The 16112-nt window shown below is 47.6% G+C and carries 12 protein-coding genes and 1 other annotated feature (1 of these 13 only partly in view); of the genes, 1 reads left to right on the top strand and 11 read right to left on the bottom strand.

Annotated features, from left to right (window positions below):
- Positions 1-64 precede the first annotated feature (64 nt).
- A complete protein-coding gene (locus tag ACFO4R_RS10455) occupies positions 65-1303 on the top strand; it encodes an aminopeptidase (protein ID WP_379789057.1) in 1239 nt (412 codons plus the stop codon).
- Positions 1304-1581: 278 nt separating this feature from the next.
- On the opposite strand, the gene ACFO4R_RS10450 is transcribed toward ACFO4R_RS10455, so the two are convergent.
- From ACFO4R_RS10450 to ACFO4R_RS10400, 11 genes are all read right to left on the bottom strand, one after another.
- The gene (locus ACFO4R_RS10450; protein ID WP_379789055.1) at positions 1582-2013 is read right to left on the bottom strand and encodes a GNAT family N-acetyltransferase; all 432 of its coding nucleotides are present in this window, start codon (positions 2011-2013) and stop codon (positions 1582-1584) included.
- A gap of 21 nt (positions 2014-2034) precedes the next feature.
- A complete protein-coding gene (gene ftsY / locus ACFO4R_RS10445) occupies positions 2035-3387 on the bottom strand; it encodes a signal recognition particle-docking protein FtsY (protein WP_379789054.1) in 1353 nt (450 codons plus the stop codon).
- Positions 3388-3967: 580 nt separating this feature from the next.
- Entirely contained in the window at positions 3968-7504 is a 3537-nt protein-coding gene (gene smc / locus ACFO4R_RS10440) for a chromosome segregation protein SMC (RefSeq protein ID WP_379789053.1), read from the bottom strand.
- Between the two features lie 747 nt (positions 7505-8251).
- Positions 8252-8776 carry a GNAT family N-acetyltransferase gene (locus tag ACFO4R_RS10435; protein WP_379789052.1) on the bottom strand — a complete coding sequence of 175 codons (525 nt, stop codon included), beginning with the start codon at positions 8774-8776 and terminating at the stop codon, positions 8252-8254.
- Positions 8777-8790: 14 nt separating this feature from the next.
- Positions 8791-9894, bottom strand: a complete 1104-nt coding sequence (locus ACFO4R_RS10430; protein ID WP_379789051.1) for an elongator complex protein 3 — start codon at positions 9892-9894, stop codon at positions 8791-8793.
- Positions 9884-10576 (bottom strand): ribonuclease III, encoded by a 693-nt coding sequence (gene rnc / locus ACFO4R_RS10425; RefSeq protein WP_379789050.1) that lies wholly within the window; start codon positions 10574-10576, stop codon positions 9884-9886. Before rnc ends, ACFO4R_RS10430 begins: the two co-directional genes overlap by 11 nt.
- Before the next feature lie 286 nt (positions 10577-10862).
- Positions 10863-11231: a CD1247 N-terminal domain-containing protein gene (locus ACFO4R_RS10420; RefSeq protein WP_379789049.1), complete on the bottom strand. Its 369-nt coding sequence runs from the start codon at positions 11229-11231 to the stop codon at positions 10863-10865.
- Between the two features lie 84 nt (positions 11232-11315).
- Positions 11316-11873 carry an elongation factor P gene (gene efp, locus ACFO4R_RS10415; protein ID WP_379789048.1) on the bottom strand — a complete coding sequence of 186 codons (558 nt, stop codon included), beginning with the start codon at positions 11871-11873 and terminating at the stop codon, positions 11316-11318.
- Between the two features lie 14 nt (positions 11874-11887).
- Positions 11888-12949 carry a M24 family metallopeptidase gene (locus ACFO4R_RS10410; RefSeq protein WP_379789047.1) on the bottom strand — a complete coding sequence of 354 codons (1062 nt, stop codon included), beginning with the start codon at positions 12947-12949 and terminating at the stop codon, positions 11888-11890.
- A gap of 536 nt (positions 12950-13485) precedes the next feature.
- Entirely contained in the window at positions 13486-14367 is an 882-nt protein-coding gene (locus ACFO4R_RS10405) for a MetQ/NlpA family ABC transporter substrate-binding protein (protein WP_379789046.1), read from the bottom strand.
- A gap of 27 nt (positions 14368-14394) precedes the next feature.
- Positions 14395-15579, bottom strand: coding sequence for a M20 metallopeptidase family protein (locus ACFO4R_RS10400; RefSeq protein ID WP_379789045.1), 1185 nt, complete (start codon positions 15577-15579; stop codon positions 14395-14397).
- A gap of 454 nt (positions 15580-16033) precedes the next feature.
- Positions 16034-16112, bottom strand: a binding site (T-box leader); it runs 160 nt beyond the window's last position.

Here is a 16112-nt window from a genome sequence, read left to right as displayed (position 1 = left end):
CGAGAAGGCTGATAGCTGTTTTAACGGAAGATAGAAGCACTTAATGATACAAGGAGGAAATAGAATGAACGAAAACTTTGAAAAGAAATTAAAGGATTATGCAAGACTGATCGTCGAGGTGGGAGCCAATGTGCAAAAAGATGAGCCGGTGATCATCTTCTGCCCCATCGAGGCAAGGGAATTCGGAAGAATGTTGACCGAGCTTGCTTACAAACGAGGAGCAAAGACCGTCATCGTGGACTACATCGATGAAGAGCTGACCAAGATGAAGTTGGAGCACGAGTCCATCGAGACCTTGGAGGAGTTCCCTGACTGGATGGTCAAAAAAGCGGAATTCCTCGGAGAGAGCGGCTATGCCCGTATCTTTGTCGATGCGTCGGACCCCGAACTCCTGTCTGCGATTGATCCCAAGAAGATTGCCGCTTCCACCAAGGCGAAGTCCACTGCATTGAAACATACACAAAAGTACACGATGAACGATATCGTGACCTGGTGTGTGGTCTCCGTACCGTCCAAGGCATGGGCGAAAAAAATCTTTCCCGACGAAACACAGGAACGCTCCGTCGAACTGCTCTGGAATGCCATCTTCGATGCTACGAGGATGAACCTCGAAGATCCTATCGACGCATGGAAGAAGCACCTGTCCCTTCTCGAGGAAAAGAGCGACTTCCTGAACAGGAAACAGTTTCGCTTTCTTGAATACAAGTCCTCCAACGGCACCGATTTGAAGGTGGAATTACCCAAAAATCATATTTGGATGAGCGCCGCTTCCAAAAACTCAAAGGGAACGAAGTTCGTACCCAATATGCCGACCGAGGAAGTGTTCAGTGCACCCTTAAGAGGAGGTACCAACGGAACCTTGGTCGCTACCAAGCCTTTGAATTACGGAGGAAACCTGATCGACAACTTCCGCCTTACCTTCAAGGACGGCGCCGTTGTCGACTATCGGGCGGAAGTAGGAGAAGAATACCTGAAAAACCTTCTCGAGATGGATGAAAATGCGAAGTACCTGGGAGAAGTTGCCCTCGTCCCCTACGGCTCTCCGATCTCAAATTCCAACATCCTCTTTTATAACACCCTCTTTGATGAGAATGCCTCCTGTCACTTTGCCTTCGGCAAGGCCTACCCGACCTGCGTGGAAGGTGCGACCGAGCTGAACGAAGAAGAACTCCTCCAAAGAGGAATCAACGATTCCCTCGTCCACGAGGACTTTATGGTCGGTGCAAAGGACCTCTCCATTATCGGCATCGAAGAAGACGGGACCCGTACTCCCATCTTCAAGGATGGAAACTGGGCATTTTAGAACCTGCTTTGTGGAAGAAGCATCGGATATAGATTCCCATAACCTCGATCAGGCTCACACATATAGGAGTTACTTTGATTAAACAGATAAAAAAATGAACGGTTATCTCTCTTCCGTTCATTTTTTACTGCAATTTATACTATTCTCCAATAGAAGTATGGATATACCTATTTTTTCGACCACAAAAATTCTTAAAGGTCTTGATTTCACAGGATCTTCGTACCGTATCAAACGGCAGCAGAATATCTCTTTGCACAGTGTTTCCCCATATCCACGAATCACGAGAGTTTCAGTCTCATAAAGATATAGCCGTTTTCCACCGTGTCGGAGAGGGAAAAGCCCAGCTTCTTCCAAAAGTTTTGAGCCGCGTTATGTTCGACTTGTACGGGAGCCGAAATGATATTTGCATTATAGTTCTCCCGCAGGTAGTCGATACAAAGTTTGGCCGCAGTCGTACCATAGCCCCTGTTTTGAAAGGAGTCATCGATGAGAAAGTTGATGATCTGAGGTCTTCCTTCGCCCGTATACATCGACACAAAGCCGACGAGTTCCTCTTCCTGATAGATTGCAAACACTTCACTGTCGTCGTAGAACACAAAGGCTTCCGCAAGGGAGTAGACGACGGGATCTACGAAGTCTTGGTTTTCCACCGTTGCCTTCAGTTCAAGGCAGGCCTCATAATTATCTTCGGTGATTCTTCTCAATTCCATAAGACCTCAGCCTCCTTTGCTCTACTCTCCGAGCATGGCTTCGGCGAAGGATGCCGCATCGAAGGCCTGAAGATCATTGATCTGTTCTCCGACTCCGATGAATTTAACGGGGATCTGAAGTTCCTGACTGATGGCGAGCACGACCCCGCCCTTTGCCGTCCCGTCGAGCTTGGTAAGGATGATCCCCGTCAGAGGAGCAGCTTCCTTAAACACCTTTGCCTGATTCATCGCGTTTTGTCCGGTCGTTGCATCGATGACGAGCAGGACTTCCTTGTGTGCTTCGGGATACTCTCTGTCGATGACGCGGAAGATCTTCTCCAACTCCTGCATAAGGTTTTTGCGGTTGTGAAGACGCCCTGCGGTATCACAGATCAGAACATCGACCTTTTTCTTCTTGGCGGAATGGATCCCGTCAAAGATAACTGCGGAAGGATCCGCTCCCTCCTGATGTTTGATGATGTCGACCTCGGCCCTCTCCGCCCAGATGGTGAGCTGATCCGCCGCCGCTGCACGGAAGGTGTCCGCTGCCGCCAAAAGCACGGTCTTGCCCTGCGACTTGATCTGATGCGCAAGTTTTCCGATCGATGTGGTCTTACCCACCCCGTTGACGCCGACGACGATGAGGATACCGGGCGACTTGTCGATGTTCAGACCCTCCTGATGCTCTTTGAGCATCTCTTCCACCACAAGTTTCAACTCCGGCTTGACCCTTGTCACATCGTCGATCCGCTTTTTCTTGAGGTTCTCTCTCAGTTTTTCAACAATCTCGACCGTTGTCTGAAAGCCCACATCGGAGGTGATGAGAATCTCCTCGAGTTCTTCGAGCATATCATCGTCGATCTTGGTATAATTGCCGAGCATAATGTCGATCTTGCCCGTAATGTTCTGCGTCGTCTTGGTAAGTCCCTGCTTGAGCCTTGCAAAAAAGCCCCAGCCTTCTTTTTTCGGCTCTTCTTCGGAAGGAAGATCTTCCTGAACCGGTTCCTCCCGAGCAATCTCCTCCTCGGAGTTCAAAAGTTCCGTTTCGACTTCCCGGTTGTCTACAGCTGCTTGTACCCCTTGTTCTTCCGGGTTCTCCTTCACTTCGTTTTCGATTGTCGCCTCTTCCTGCACCGATGTCAGGTACTCATCTTCCAACGGATGCTCGCTGCCCGGGATCTCTTCCTCGTCTTGAGCACCGTATTCCACATAAACTTCCTCGTTTTGGTTCCTGTCCTTGATATGGTTTTCGACCTTTTCTTCCATCTTCTCTTCATACTCTTTTTTCAGATCTTCAAAGTCGCTCTCCATCTCAGCGGTGGCAGTTTGTTCCAACTGCTGTTTCTCTTTTTCTTTATCCTTGTTTTTTCCAAATCCAAACCATTTTTTAAACATAACTGTTCTCCTATTTTTTTATTTATGCTGTTCTCCATTCGAACTTTTGATATCAGGGCCTTCCCCTCATATATGTTTGTAATGACGGACCATCCCTCACTTCGATAGAAAAACGGCGTCCATACTCCTCTGCGATAAAACGACGAAAAGTGTAAAATACTCGGTCGTAGAATACGATTTTATACTATTATCTATTTAAAATTGACAGGTTTGAATGCTTTGAAAGCATAGGATCATCCAAATTGTTTTCAGCAATTGTATATTCTATATGCCCGGCATTTCAAACGGAGAATAGTATTCGTATAGCGATCCAAACAGGTCCTGCTCGTCTTATATAAACGAGGTCTACGTCTTACAAAAAGGTGCTCTCCTCCTTAGATAAATTAAGGAAACCACACACAAAGGCAAACGTCCAACCTTTCTTCGCATTTATAAAGTGCGAACATTTGTCCTATCAACATTCTCAGAAGTCTCATCCTTCCTACGAAATTGATTGTATGCTAATTTTTCGAATTGTGCGGTATTGCCCTAAAACAAGACACAAAGTCTCATAGGATCGAATGTAACAAAAAGATTCTCTCTATTCTTCGATAAACCTTCCCGCTTCTGCGAGCTCCATACTGATAACCTTCGAGATCCCCTTCTCCTCCATGGTCACTCCGTAGATGTACTTGGAGGACTTCATTGTTCCTCTCCGGTGAGTGATGGTCACAAACTGCGTGTCCTGCGACATATGTTGCAAAAAGGAGTTGAACCTCTGCACGTTAATCTCATCGAGGGAGGCGTCGATCTCATCGAGGTAGCAGAACGGCGTCGGCCTTCGTGAAAGGATGGCAAAGAGGATACCTATGGCGGTCAATGCCTTCTCTCCTCCGCTCATCGCCGATATGCTCTTGAGCCTTTTTCCCGGCGGCTGTGCCTTGATCTCGATCTCCGTATTGAGCAGGTCCGCCTCGTCGGCAAGCAGGAGCTCCGCGCTTCCTCCCTCGCCGAACAGAGCTTGGAAGGTATGCTTGAAACACTCGTTGATCTTGTGGAACTCTTCCTTGAACTCGAGGGCCATCGTGTTTTTGAGGTCGGAGATGATCTTTTCGGTCGTGACCATCGCCTCCGCGAGGTCATCCTTTTGTTCCCGATAGAAGTCGAACCTCTCCTTGGCCTCTTTGTACTGCTCGATGGCATTGAGGTTGACGTTGCCGAGGGAGTCGATCTTCTTCCTGAGCTCCTGAATGTGGGTCTTCTTCGTGTTGGCCTTCTCGTCCCTATAGTCTTCGATCTCTTCGAGAGTCAGAAAGTACTCCTCCTGAAGTTTGGTGTTGTAATGTTCGACGATCAGCCTGTTCTTGCCGAGTTTTTTCTCCAGTTCAAAGGTCTTCTGCATCTGCTCCAACCTATCGGAATCAAGTTCCTTCCTTCGTGCCCCCAGACGAAGGCTCTCTTGTCTGTCCTTCTCCACCAGTTCTTTTTGGGCATTGAGGTACTTCTCCTGTTCCGTCTTCTTCGATCGAAGTTCTTCCAAGTCCCGAGTCAGTTCCGAAATCTGCGCCTGAAGCTCTTCGAGCCTCTTCGCATCGGCCTCTTGCTGTCCCTGCCTCTCCTGCGATCTTCTGTACATCGCGCGAACGGTATCTTGCTGTATCTTCAGAGCATTTTGGATGCCCTCGGTCTCCTTCTCCAAGGAAACGAGGGTCAGTCTCAACTCCTCCAAGTGTCCGGTACGTGCTTGACGCTCGATATCATCTTCTCGACGTTTTCCCTCAAGTTCTCCGAGCTCTCTTTCGAGTTCTTCTAGCCGTTGTTCCAGTTCGCCCTGCTCATAGAGATACTCTTCCCGCCTTTGATCAAGCTCTTCCTTCTTCTCCTCTGCCAGTCGGCGACTCTTCTCAAGGTCATCCAATCTCAATCTGAGGAAGTTGATCTCCTGTTTCTTCTTGTGGATGAGCATTTCCGTTTCTTCCAAACTCCTTCGAAGCGAGGTGTTGTCCTGCTCGCTCTGCGAAAGTTCCGCTTCCGCCTCCTCCTTGGAACGCAGGAGATCTTCTCTCTGTTTCCGTCTTTCCTTAAGAGCTTCTGCACACTGTCTGCGTCGTTCCTCCTGCTCCCTGCGAATGCGTTTGTTGGACAGGAGGTTGTTTCTCTGACCGCGGTATCCTCCCGTTACGGAACCCCCGGCATTGAAGATATCGCCCTCCAGGGTAACAACGCGATACAGATAGTTGTACTTCTTCGAGATGCGAATGGCATCATCGATCGTATCACAAAGGACGGTACGGCCCAGAAGATAATCCGCTACAACCCTATATTCCTCCTGTGTGCGAACGACCTCAGCTGCAAAGATCTCCCCCTTGAGCACCGGTCTGTTCCCCCTGATGTTCGCCAAGGGAAGCATGGTGACCTTGCCGAGCTTGTGGCGTTTGAGATAGGCGATCGCCTCCTTGGCCGCCTGACTGTCGGTTACGACCACATTGTTGATGGCAGCTCCCAGAGCCGCCTCGATCGCGACCTCATAGCGTTCCTCCATGTCGATCAGGTTGGCGACTACGTTTCGAAGTCCCGCTATCCGACTGTTCTTCATCAGATCCTTGACGGTCTTGGGCAGGCCCTCGAAGTCGTTCTCCAACTCGTACATCATCTTCAGTTTCGATTCGAGAGTCTTAAGTTCGATCTCGATCCGTTGGCAGCTCTCCCCCACCTCTTTTTCTTCTGAAAGAAGACTCTGATAGCCTTCCAGAAGTTTGAGATGTTTCTGCTGTGCCAGCCGTTTTTCTTCCTCCAGCCTTGCTTTTTCGGCTTTGTATCCGTTCAAAGCGGAGTTCAGCTCCCCGATCTGCTGTCCAAGCTCTTCGCAGCGACCGGCCGACTCCGCGTTTTTTTCTTCTTCCTGTTGTTTTTGTTCGAGCAACAGCGATAACTTGGTTTGAAGGGAGGTATAGTCCTCCTTCATCCTTGCATATCTGCTCCTGCAATCTTCCAAGAGGTCGTTCAGCTCAAGGCTCGCCTGTTCACTGCTCGCCTGCTCCTTCTGTGCCTGTAGCAGGGCGGCAGCACTTTCTTCTTGCAAGGTCTTCTTTTTAAGAAGAAGGTCACTTTGACGGACCCTCTCTTCTTCCAGCCTGTCGATCTCTTGTTTTAAGTGCTCTTCTTCCTTAATCCGATACGCCTCCTGGTCGTGGATGGACTGTATGACATCCCTGCCCCGTACGATCTTGGCATCTGTTTCCATCTGCCTTTCAAACAGAGTTTTGATTTCCTGCTCGATGGTACGCATCAAGTGTTCCCTTTGACGTATTCTCTCGGCATACTCCTGCTGTTCATCGTAGTTCTTCTCCTGTTCTTCTTCGATGGCAAGGCGAAGTTTCTCCGCTTCTTCAGCTTCGCGTGCATCCTTGTTCAGTTTTTCGAGAAGCCCTCCGGTTTCCTTCAAGATGAGGTTGAGCTCGCACACCTTAAGCTCCTTCTTGAGCTCAAAATACTGCTCTGCCTTCTTTTTCTCCTTTTCGAGGGGAAGTACGGTCCTTTCTATTTCGGTATAGATGTCCTCGATCCTCTCAAGGTTCTCCTTGACCTTCTCGAGCTTCCTCTGATTTTCATCTTTTTTGTAACGGTAACGGGTAATCCCGCAGGCCTCTTCGAAGATCTTGCGACGCTCGGAAGAGCTTCCGTTTACGATCTCATCGACCTTGCCCTGGCTGATGATGGAGTAGCCTTCCCTTCCTATTCCGGAATCCATCAGAAGTTCCCTGACATCCTTGAGCCTACAGGAACGATTGTTGAGATAATAGGTACTCTCTCCGCTTCGATAGGCTTTGCGACGGATACTGACCTCATCGTACTCGATGTTCAGACTCCTGTCGCTGTTATCGAAGATGATCTCGACCTCACAGACGTTCATCGGCTTCTTGTACTGGGTCCCCGAAAAAATAATGTCCTCCATCTTCTCCCCGCGAAGGTTCTTGGCACTTTGCTCACCGAGTACCCAGCGAAAAGCATCGAGCAGGTTGCTCTTTCCGCTTCCGTTGGGGCCTACGATACTGACCTGACCGTCGCCCGGAAACAATATACTCGTTTTATTTTGGAAGGACTTGAAGCCCTTCAATTCTATTGACTTTAGTTGCAACTGTGACACCTCTATCTTGCCTTTGCACTAGAAATCCCTCAGGGAACACTGTACAGAGACAAATTTCCGATTTTTCTTCGGATTTATAAAACACGAAAGTTTGTCCTATCAACATCTTCGAACATTTCACCCTTCATAATAAGGCTGATTTTATTCCGGTTTTTCAAATTGTGCGGTATTGCCCTTACATCATTGATATCGATGGTCGCGCTTTATAGAAACAAGGAGATACCGCACAAGGTTACACCATGCTTCCTTTCTTGATTTACAGGTAAGAGAAAGCTGTGAAACGAATGGTTTTATACCATTTTCCGTTTAAAATGTCCGGCAAACAGAGTATAGGTTTGCCGGAAACGTTTTGAGTAATCGTAGGATTCAAACTTTACGACCGGACAAGTTTAATAGATAACGGTATTCATAAATATACCCTTTCTATAAAAAGTACTTTTACGCTGTTTTCTTATACTATTTTTCAATAGAAGTGTGGATATATCTATTTTTCGATGACGAAAAACTATGTTGTCTTCTATGGGGCACAGATTGTTTATATCCACTATTCAAAAGAATAGTAGTATTAAACTAAACTATGCGATATCTCCACAACTTTGTACAATCCGTAAAGCGGATAATTGCACTCTTGGATCGGACAAATAGTATTATGGCACAAACGTTTCAATTATTTTTTTGATGTCCATTCCCTACTCCCAGATAGGACAACAGTACGATAACGCAAACCCTCACACCTTCTTACACCCTGTATTCGTACAGGTTGAAATCGGCGATCTGTTCGTTTGCGTTGAAATCCTCGACCGTTCTCAAACGGCTGAACCCCGCTTCCGCATAGAGTTGGTTCAGGTAGGGGATCTTCTTCAAACAATCCAGTCTGACCGCCTTCTTGCCCTCTTTGCGTGCATGTTCAATCGCCCACTGCAAACAACGATGTGCAAGTCTCTCTCCCCGCCTGTCCAAACTTAGGGTCAAGCGATGGAGGTAGAAGGCATCCATCTCTTCCTCCTCCTTCCAAAGCACCGTGTCCCACGCCGTCTTACCGGGGTAGAGGATCATGACCGCTGCGATCTTGTGTTCTTCCTCTAAGACAAAAACATTCCCTTTTGCTATCGCAACATCGGTGTGATGGTTATCCTTTCCTTCAAGGATCCCGTTCCACTGTTTTGAACCTTTCTCTTTGAGCCATGTCGCCGTTTCCTTCAGCAAGTCCATGATCTCTTTTTCGTCCGACACTGTAGCCGGTTTCAGTTCCAAGGTTTCCATACTTCCTCTCCTCCCTACAGGGCATAACTTCGATAGAGGTCTTCGATGACCTCCTCCGGACGGTACTTCTTCTCTTCTATTATGACAGCTTCCTCCTCGTGAGGTCTGAAACGAAGCTCTACCCCATACTTCAAACGAAAGTATTCACAGGTCGACCTCTTCTCTCCCACCCACTTTGAAATCTCTCTTCTGTTGACAGTGATTGTATATGAGGGAGACCCTTCTTTATTTCGGTTTCTCCCGCTTACATCCCTCTCATTTTCTCCGTTCCCGTCGAAAAAAAGCACCTTCTCCAAAAAATCGCGGTACATTGCCGTATAGACAAGTTCTCCAAAGGCCGCATGAAAAGGTCCGTCCACCACGGACGAACCTAGTTGCACGGTATCGCTGGGTTGCAGCCCCATACGCATTACCCTTATTCCGCTTCGCTCGAACAGAACCTTACAGCGTTTGACCACATCGATTGTCTCCTCCAAACTCCAAGGGAGGTACTCTCCCCTTTGAAGTTGCTGTTCAAACGCCGTGTCCCTAATGACAAGGGTAGGATAGATTCTAACCATATCGGGTCTCAAAAGGACAAACTTGTGTGCAGTGTCAAGAGACTTCTCTGCGGTGTCCGCCTTCAAGCCCGTCATCATCTGAAGTCCAAGCAAAAAACCCCTCTCCCGAATCTTGCGGACGGACCGATAGACACAAATCGTATCATGCCCCCGATTGCTCTGCTTCAACACTTCTTCATCCAAGGACTGGACCCCCAGTTCAATGACCCTTACCCCGTAGGCGTCCAGTTCATCCAAGATCTCATCATCGATACAGTCGGGTCTGGTCGAAATATGTGCATAGTCGATCCTACGATGTCCGTCAATATACTCCTTGGCTACCTCAAGCAGGGCCCTCCTCTTCTCCTTGGGAATGGCGGTAAAACTCCCTCCGAAGAAGGCAATCTCAAAACGTCTGTTATCTCCCGAAAAACCCAGATACTCCTCTATGATTCTTCTTGCCCTCTCCGGGGTCATCTCCTCAACAAAACCTGTGATCCTCCTCTGATTGCAAAAATAGCAGTCGTTGGGACAGCCCTTATGAGGCACGAAGATCGGTATCGTGATCCTACTGTTCATTCATTCTCTCCAAGGTCGCCTTTGCCGCCTGTTTCTCAGCCTCTTTCTTGCTGCGACCTTCGCCGACACCCGCCTGCTTGCCGTCGACCAAAAGTTCTACTGTAAAGAATTTGCAGTGATCGGGTCCCTTTTCGCCGATCAGACGATATTCCAAGGTCTTGCCCGGCTGCCTCTGGATCAGTTCCTGGAGTTGGGTCTTGTAGTCCTTGTCAAGGTTTCCCCTCGTTGCATTATCGATGATGTCTTGCATCTGTGCAAAGATAAACTCCCTCGCAGCCTTCATTCCTCCGTCCAGATAAATTGCTGCAATCACTGCCTCGATCACATCGGCGAGGATCGAGCTTCTCTGTCTTCCTCCCGTCATCTCCTCGCCCTTGCCCATATAGAGGTAAATCCCGACATCGATCTTTTCGGCCACCTGATGGAGGGACTCTTCACAGACGATCGCTGCCCTTATCTTCGAGAGTTCTCCTTCCGGCAGATCGATTCGATTTTTGAACAGATAGGTGCTCACTACCACTCCCAAAATACTGTCTCCCAAAAACTCAAGTCTCTCGTTGGGTTTGAGTTTTTTTCGTCTGTTTTCGTTGATGTAGGATGTGTGGGTCAACGCTTCCTTCAAGAGTTTTTCATTTTGAAACGAATATCCTATTTTTTTTTGAAATTCCTGTAATGATCTCATCTCGTCCTTCCTCTCTTTGATAATCACACAAAGAACGATAAGAGTGTTTGTATGATTATCAAAAAAGGCTGTATAAGCCTTTCCTCCTCTGTTTATCACAAAGGGAAACCGATGTAACATGGGTTTCCCTTTGCCTAAGTGATATTGTAAATCTCTCAATACGGCAAGACGGGGCCTCCCCTCCTGCCATACTCTGCTATGCGGAGGACGCTTTCTGTCCGGTCCTGTCATGTCAAAACTCCGTTCCTCCGCCCTTATGCAGAGGGACTGTTTGACCTTCTTTTAACTAACCTTCCAAGTCGCCATCCTCTTCTGCGTGATTTTTTCCGCAGGAACAAACGTGTACACCTTCATCGTCCCAATCGTCATCACACAGTTCCCATTCTTCATCATCCCAGTCCTCATCATCGTAGTCCCAGTCTTCCTCGTCAAGGTCGTAGAAGTCCGCTTCCAAGTCGGACAGATCCTCATCGATGGATTCTACATACTCGCCAAGCTCCAACTGTTCTTCTTCCAAATCGACCATCGCATCGGAGAATTCCCCGAGCACGTTGATGATCTCCATCAAAAGTCTTCCCTCTTTGCTGTCACTTGAAATATCCATGCCGTCGCACAGACCCCTTAAATAAGCAACTCTCTCATACAAATATTCCATGCTCATCTCTCCTTTTATATGCTTCCAATATCAAAAAAACCCTTTTGGTATATACCCTTATTTATCATATCATAAAACTTCAACTTATACACGAGAAAGATATTCTCCCGAACGTGTATCAATCTTAATTTTATCGCCTTCGTTAATAAACATGGGCACTTGTACTGTCGCTCCGGTTTCAACGACTGCGTTTTTGGTAACGTTGGTCGCTGTATCTCCTTTTACTCCCGGTTCCGTTTCGGTCACGGTCAGTTCCACAAAATTGGGTGCATCCACCTGGAAGGCATTTCCTTTGTAAAAACGGATGACGACCTTATCGTTTTCTTTGAGATAACGAATGGCATCTTCCACCTGTTCGTAGTTCAAAGGGATCTGCTCATAGGTCTCCTGATCCATAAAGTAGTAGAGTTCTCCGTCATTGTAGAGATACTCCATCTCTCTGGTCTCAATCGGTGCCGGCGGATATTTGTCGTTGGGGTTGAAGGTCTCTTCTCTGAGCACTCCCGTCACCAAGTTTCTGTATTTGGTACGTACGAAGGCCGCTCCTTTTCCCGGTTTAACGTGTTGGAAGTCCACGACCAAATAAGGCTGTCCATCCATTTCAAACGTGATACCTTTTCTAAATTCTCCTGCTGAAATCATTGATTCCCCTCCAATTAATTAATTTCTATAAACTCTTTCGGCGATCGAGAGAGGAGTTCGTATCCGTTCTCGGTTACCAAAATCAAGTCTTCGATCCTTACACCTCCGAAATCGGGAAGGTAGATTCCCGGCTCATCGGTAATAATCATATTCTTCTCTAAGATAAAATCGGACTTCGGATTCAGGATGGGCAGTTCATGTACCTCGACTCCGACTCCATGGCCCAGACCGTGGCCGTAAAAGTCCGCATATCCCGCTTCTCCGATGACCTTCCTTGAGATTGCATCCAATTCCCTGCAAGACGCTCCCGGTTTGATGCCTTCAAGCACCTGCAACTGTGCATCCAAGACGATGTGGTAGAGTTCTCTTTGTCTCTCGCTTGCCTTTCCTACGACGAAGGTCCTCGTCATGTCGGAGCAGTATCCTTTGTAGATGCAACCGAAGTCCAAGGTCAGAAGGTCGTTTGCTTCTATTACCTTGTCGCTTGCGACCCCGTGCGGCATACTGGAACGAATTCCGGATGCGACAATGGTATCGAAGGAAAGTCCCGAAGCTCCTTGTCGTCTCATAAAAAACTCCAGCTCCAAGGCCAACTCTTTCTCCGTCATTCCCGGTTTGACGATACCGAGCACATATTCAAAGCCCTTGTCCGCAATGGCGGCCGCCTGTCTGATCAGCTCAATCTCGTCTTCAAACTTGATTGCTCTTAGCAAGGTGAGTGCATTTTTCAAGCCGTGAAGTCTGTTCTCATCGACAACCCTGATCAACTGTTTGTATTGAGATACACTCATCGCCTCATCTTCAAAACCCACTTGCCCGACTGCCAGTTCTTTGAGATAATCATATACCGGTTTATCAAAAGATATCGTCTTGATCTCATAACCTACGCACTGTGCAGTTGCCTGTTTCGTATAACGAAAGTCCGCAAAAAAGAAACACTCTTTCTCCGTTACGAGCGCAGAGCCTTCTGTGCCTGTAAAACCTGCGTAATATCTCATATTCTCCGATTTCGTGATCCAGACGGCATCGAGATTATTCTTACTCATATACTCTCTCAACTTCTTGATTCGTTCCATATCCAACCTCCTCATTTCATTTTAGAATTTACGCTTTTATTTTATCACAAATATGTTATTTGTGAAACAAACATAGGCCTAAATTTTGATTATCTTGGAGAAAAGAAGGCTATAAGCACTGGACGAGAGGCGAAGTAGCCCGGGGATGAACTTGGTAGGACAAACGTTCAAATTCTACAGTTTTGATACTATTATTCCTTGAGTTGCGGATATCAACGATCTTTGACCCATAGAAGATAAAACTGTTTTCCCCAGTCACAAGATAGATATCTCCACACCTTGGAGCCACACAAATTCCTCTTATCGCTTACAGAGTATAAATCGGTGATATCCATAGTTCAAATGAATAATAGTATTGTAATGATCCTAATCAATATAGCGACAAAAAAACAGAGGTCTCCCGCTTCTTCCGGGAAACTCTCTGTCTTTTTTATCAGTTTTCGGATACTGACAGGGCCAGCTCTTCTTACACTTAAATTATTTTCAGAGCTTATACACCACCGGCGTTTGCACCGGATCACGCCGCCCTTTGTCCTTTAGAATGCAGGAACGACACCGCCGTTGTATTTTTCTTCGATAAACTTCTTGACTTCTTCACTTTGAAGAGTTTCTACCAACTTTTTGATGTTCTCGTTGTTTTCTTCTCCCTCTCTTACCGTAATGATGTTTGCATAGGGAGACTCGGCTCCTTCGATTACTCTGTCTTCCTCGCCGTCTTTTAGCAGAAGGGCATCGTTAGTCGGAACAAGACCGGATTCGATCGCATAGTTTCCGTTGATAACCGCTGCATCGACTTCCGCCAAAATTCTGGGCAATTGAGCCGCTTCTACCGGTTTGAATACAAGGTTGGACGGGTTTTCAACCACGTCTTTTTCCGTTGCCTCAAGACCTGCCGTCTCGGACAGTTTGATGATACCCTTAGCTTGAAGCAGAATCAAGGCACGACCGCAGTTTGTAGGGTCGTTGGGGATGGCAACGGTCGCTCCCGCTGCGAGTTCGGATACGGATTTTACCTTCTGAGAGTATAGGGCAAGGGGCTCCACATGGATGTTGCCTGCGGAGACCAAGTTCGTTTGGTTGCTTGCATTATAGCTGTCGAGGTAGGGAACGTGTTGAAAGAAGTTCGCATCCAGCTGTCCGTCAGCCAAGGCTACGTTTGGCTGCACATAGTCGGTGAAGGTAACTACTTCCAGTTTGATCCCCTGTTCTTCCAACTTCGGAGCAACAAACTTGAGCAATTCTTCATGAGGGATCGGAGTTGCTCCGACCTTCAAAGTTACCGTTTCCGCAGGTGTTTCGGCAGTTTCGGTCGTTTCCGCCGGAGTCTGCTCCTGTGTTTGTTCCTGTTTTGCTCCGCAACCTGCGAACAATCCCGTTACCAATAGTCCTGTCAATACCAGTGTAAATAGTTTTTTCATTTCTTTCTCCTCCGTTTACATTACAATTTATTCCTGTGCCAAAAACGCAAGTGCCGTATCCACATGGATCTGTGTTGCTATCGGCAATGCGCGTTCATCAATATCAAATCTCTCGTGATGATGAGGATACCACGTCCCCTCATCCTCGAGGTTTCTCGTGCCCACGTGCAGGAACAGTCCCGGCACGTATTCCAAAAAGTCTGCGAAGTCTTCTCCGCCCAAGGAGGCGGGCATGTGCTCCACGATATTGTCTTCTCCTACGATATTCATAAGGACCTTCTTAGCGAGTTCGACTTCCTTCTCCTTGTTAATCAGAGAGGGAGAGGCTGCAAAGTTTCGAAACTCCGCCGTCGTTCCGTAGATCTTGGCGGTGTCCTGTGCGACCTGTTCGATCTGCTCCAAGGCCAACTCCCTCGTCTTGGGTTCGAAGGCGCGAAGGGTGCCTTTGAGAAGGGCCTTGCCCGCCACGATGTTGTACTTGGTTCCCGCATGCATTTCTCCGATGGCTATAACGACAGGATGCAAGGGATCGATCCTTCTTGAAACGATGCTCTGCAAGGATACCGCTATATGAGATCCTGCCATCAGAGCATCCCTTCCCTCGTGAGGTTTGGAGCAATGGGCGCTCTCTCCGCTTACCTCTATCTCGAAGATATCGCAGGAGGCGCTTCTGGGGCCTACCGCCGCAATGACTTTTCCGACTTCCATCGGAGAATGAAGGTGGATGCCGAACGCAAGATCAACTCCCTGAAGATGTCCCCCGTCGATAAACTCCTTGGCTCCCAGACCCACCTCTTCGGCAGCTTGGAAGGCAAATTTTATCGTCCCCTTGAACTCCTTATCCTTTAACACCTTGACCGCTCCCAACAGAGAGGCCGTGTGTCCGTCGTGTCCGCAGGCATGGTTGACTCCTTCATTCTGCGAGGTGTAGGAACACTGCGTTTTGTCATCGAGTTCCAGAGCGTCCATATCGGCGCGCAGCAAGATGGTGGATCCCTCTCCCAAACCTCCTTTTATCGTTGCCAACACTCCTGTCTGACCTACACCCTGATAGGGGACTCCCCACTCTTCAAGCAAAGCTTTGACCTTTGCCGAAGTCTTGAACTCCTTAAGGCTCAGTTCGGGATTCCTGTGGAAGTGTCTCCTCCACTCAATGATCTGCTGTGAGATTTCCTCCACCTCTTTGCTTAATCTTACCTCTTTTATCGACACTGCATCTCCTCCTTCTATTGTACTTCTAATTCCTCTCTCACTTACCCAAACCCTGATCGCAGTGTGCCGATACTCTTCAAATGCGAAACATCGTTTCGACACTTACGGAGTACGGATCATCGATAACACCGTTTAAAATGGGTAATACTATTCTCCGATAGGACTGTGGTTGTATTTGTTCTGCGAGCACACAAACTCGTTTTATCTCCTATGGAGCATACATCGGCGATATCCATAATTCATACTATTCTCCGTTCGGAATGTCGGGTATGAAACATCCGTCATTGCCAAAAAACAATTTGAGGATGATATGCTTCAAAGCATTTAACCTGTCAATTTTAATAGATAATAGTATCACATGGATATCAGTACACGAATATAATACCGAATATCCGGGGAAGTCAACCTCTCCCACATCCGTCCAATAAAAAAGCCCTTTTTGTTCTATGTGAACAAAAAGGGCGACAATATCGCGGTACCACCTTTCTTTATCGAAACATCACTGCTCCGACCTTTCCCGGTACTTGATCACT

It is taken from the genome of Filifactor villosus, from assembly GCF_042652965.1.
Lineage (GTDB): Bacteria > Bacillota > Clostridia > Peptostreptococcales > Filifactoraceae > Filifactor > Filifactor villosus.
Note: the sequence above shows the minus strand (reverse complement) of the source record. Positions and strands in the feature narration are given on the sequence as shown.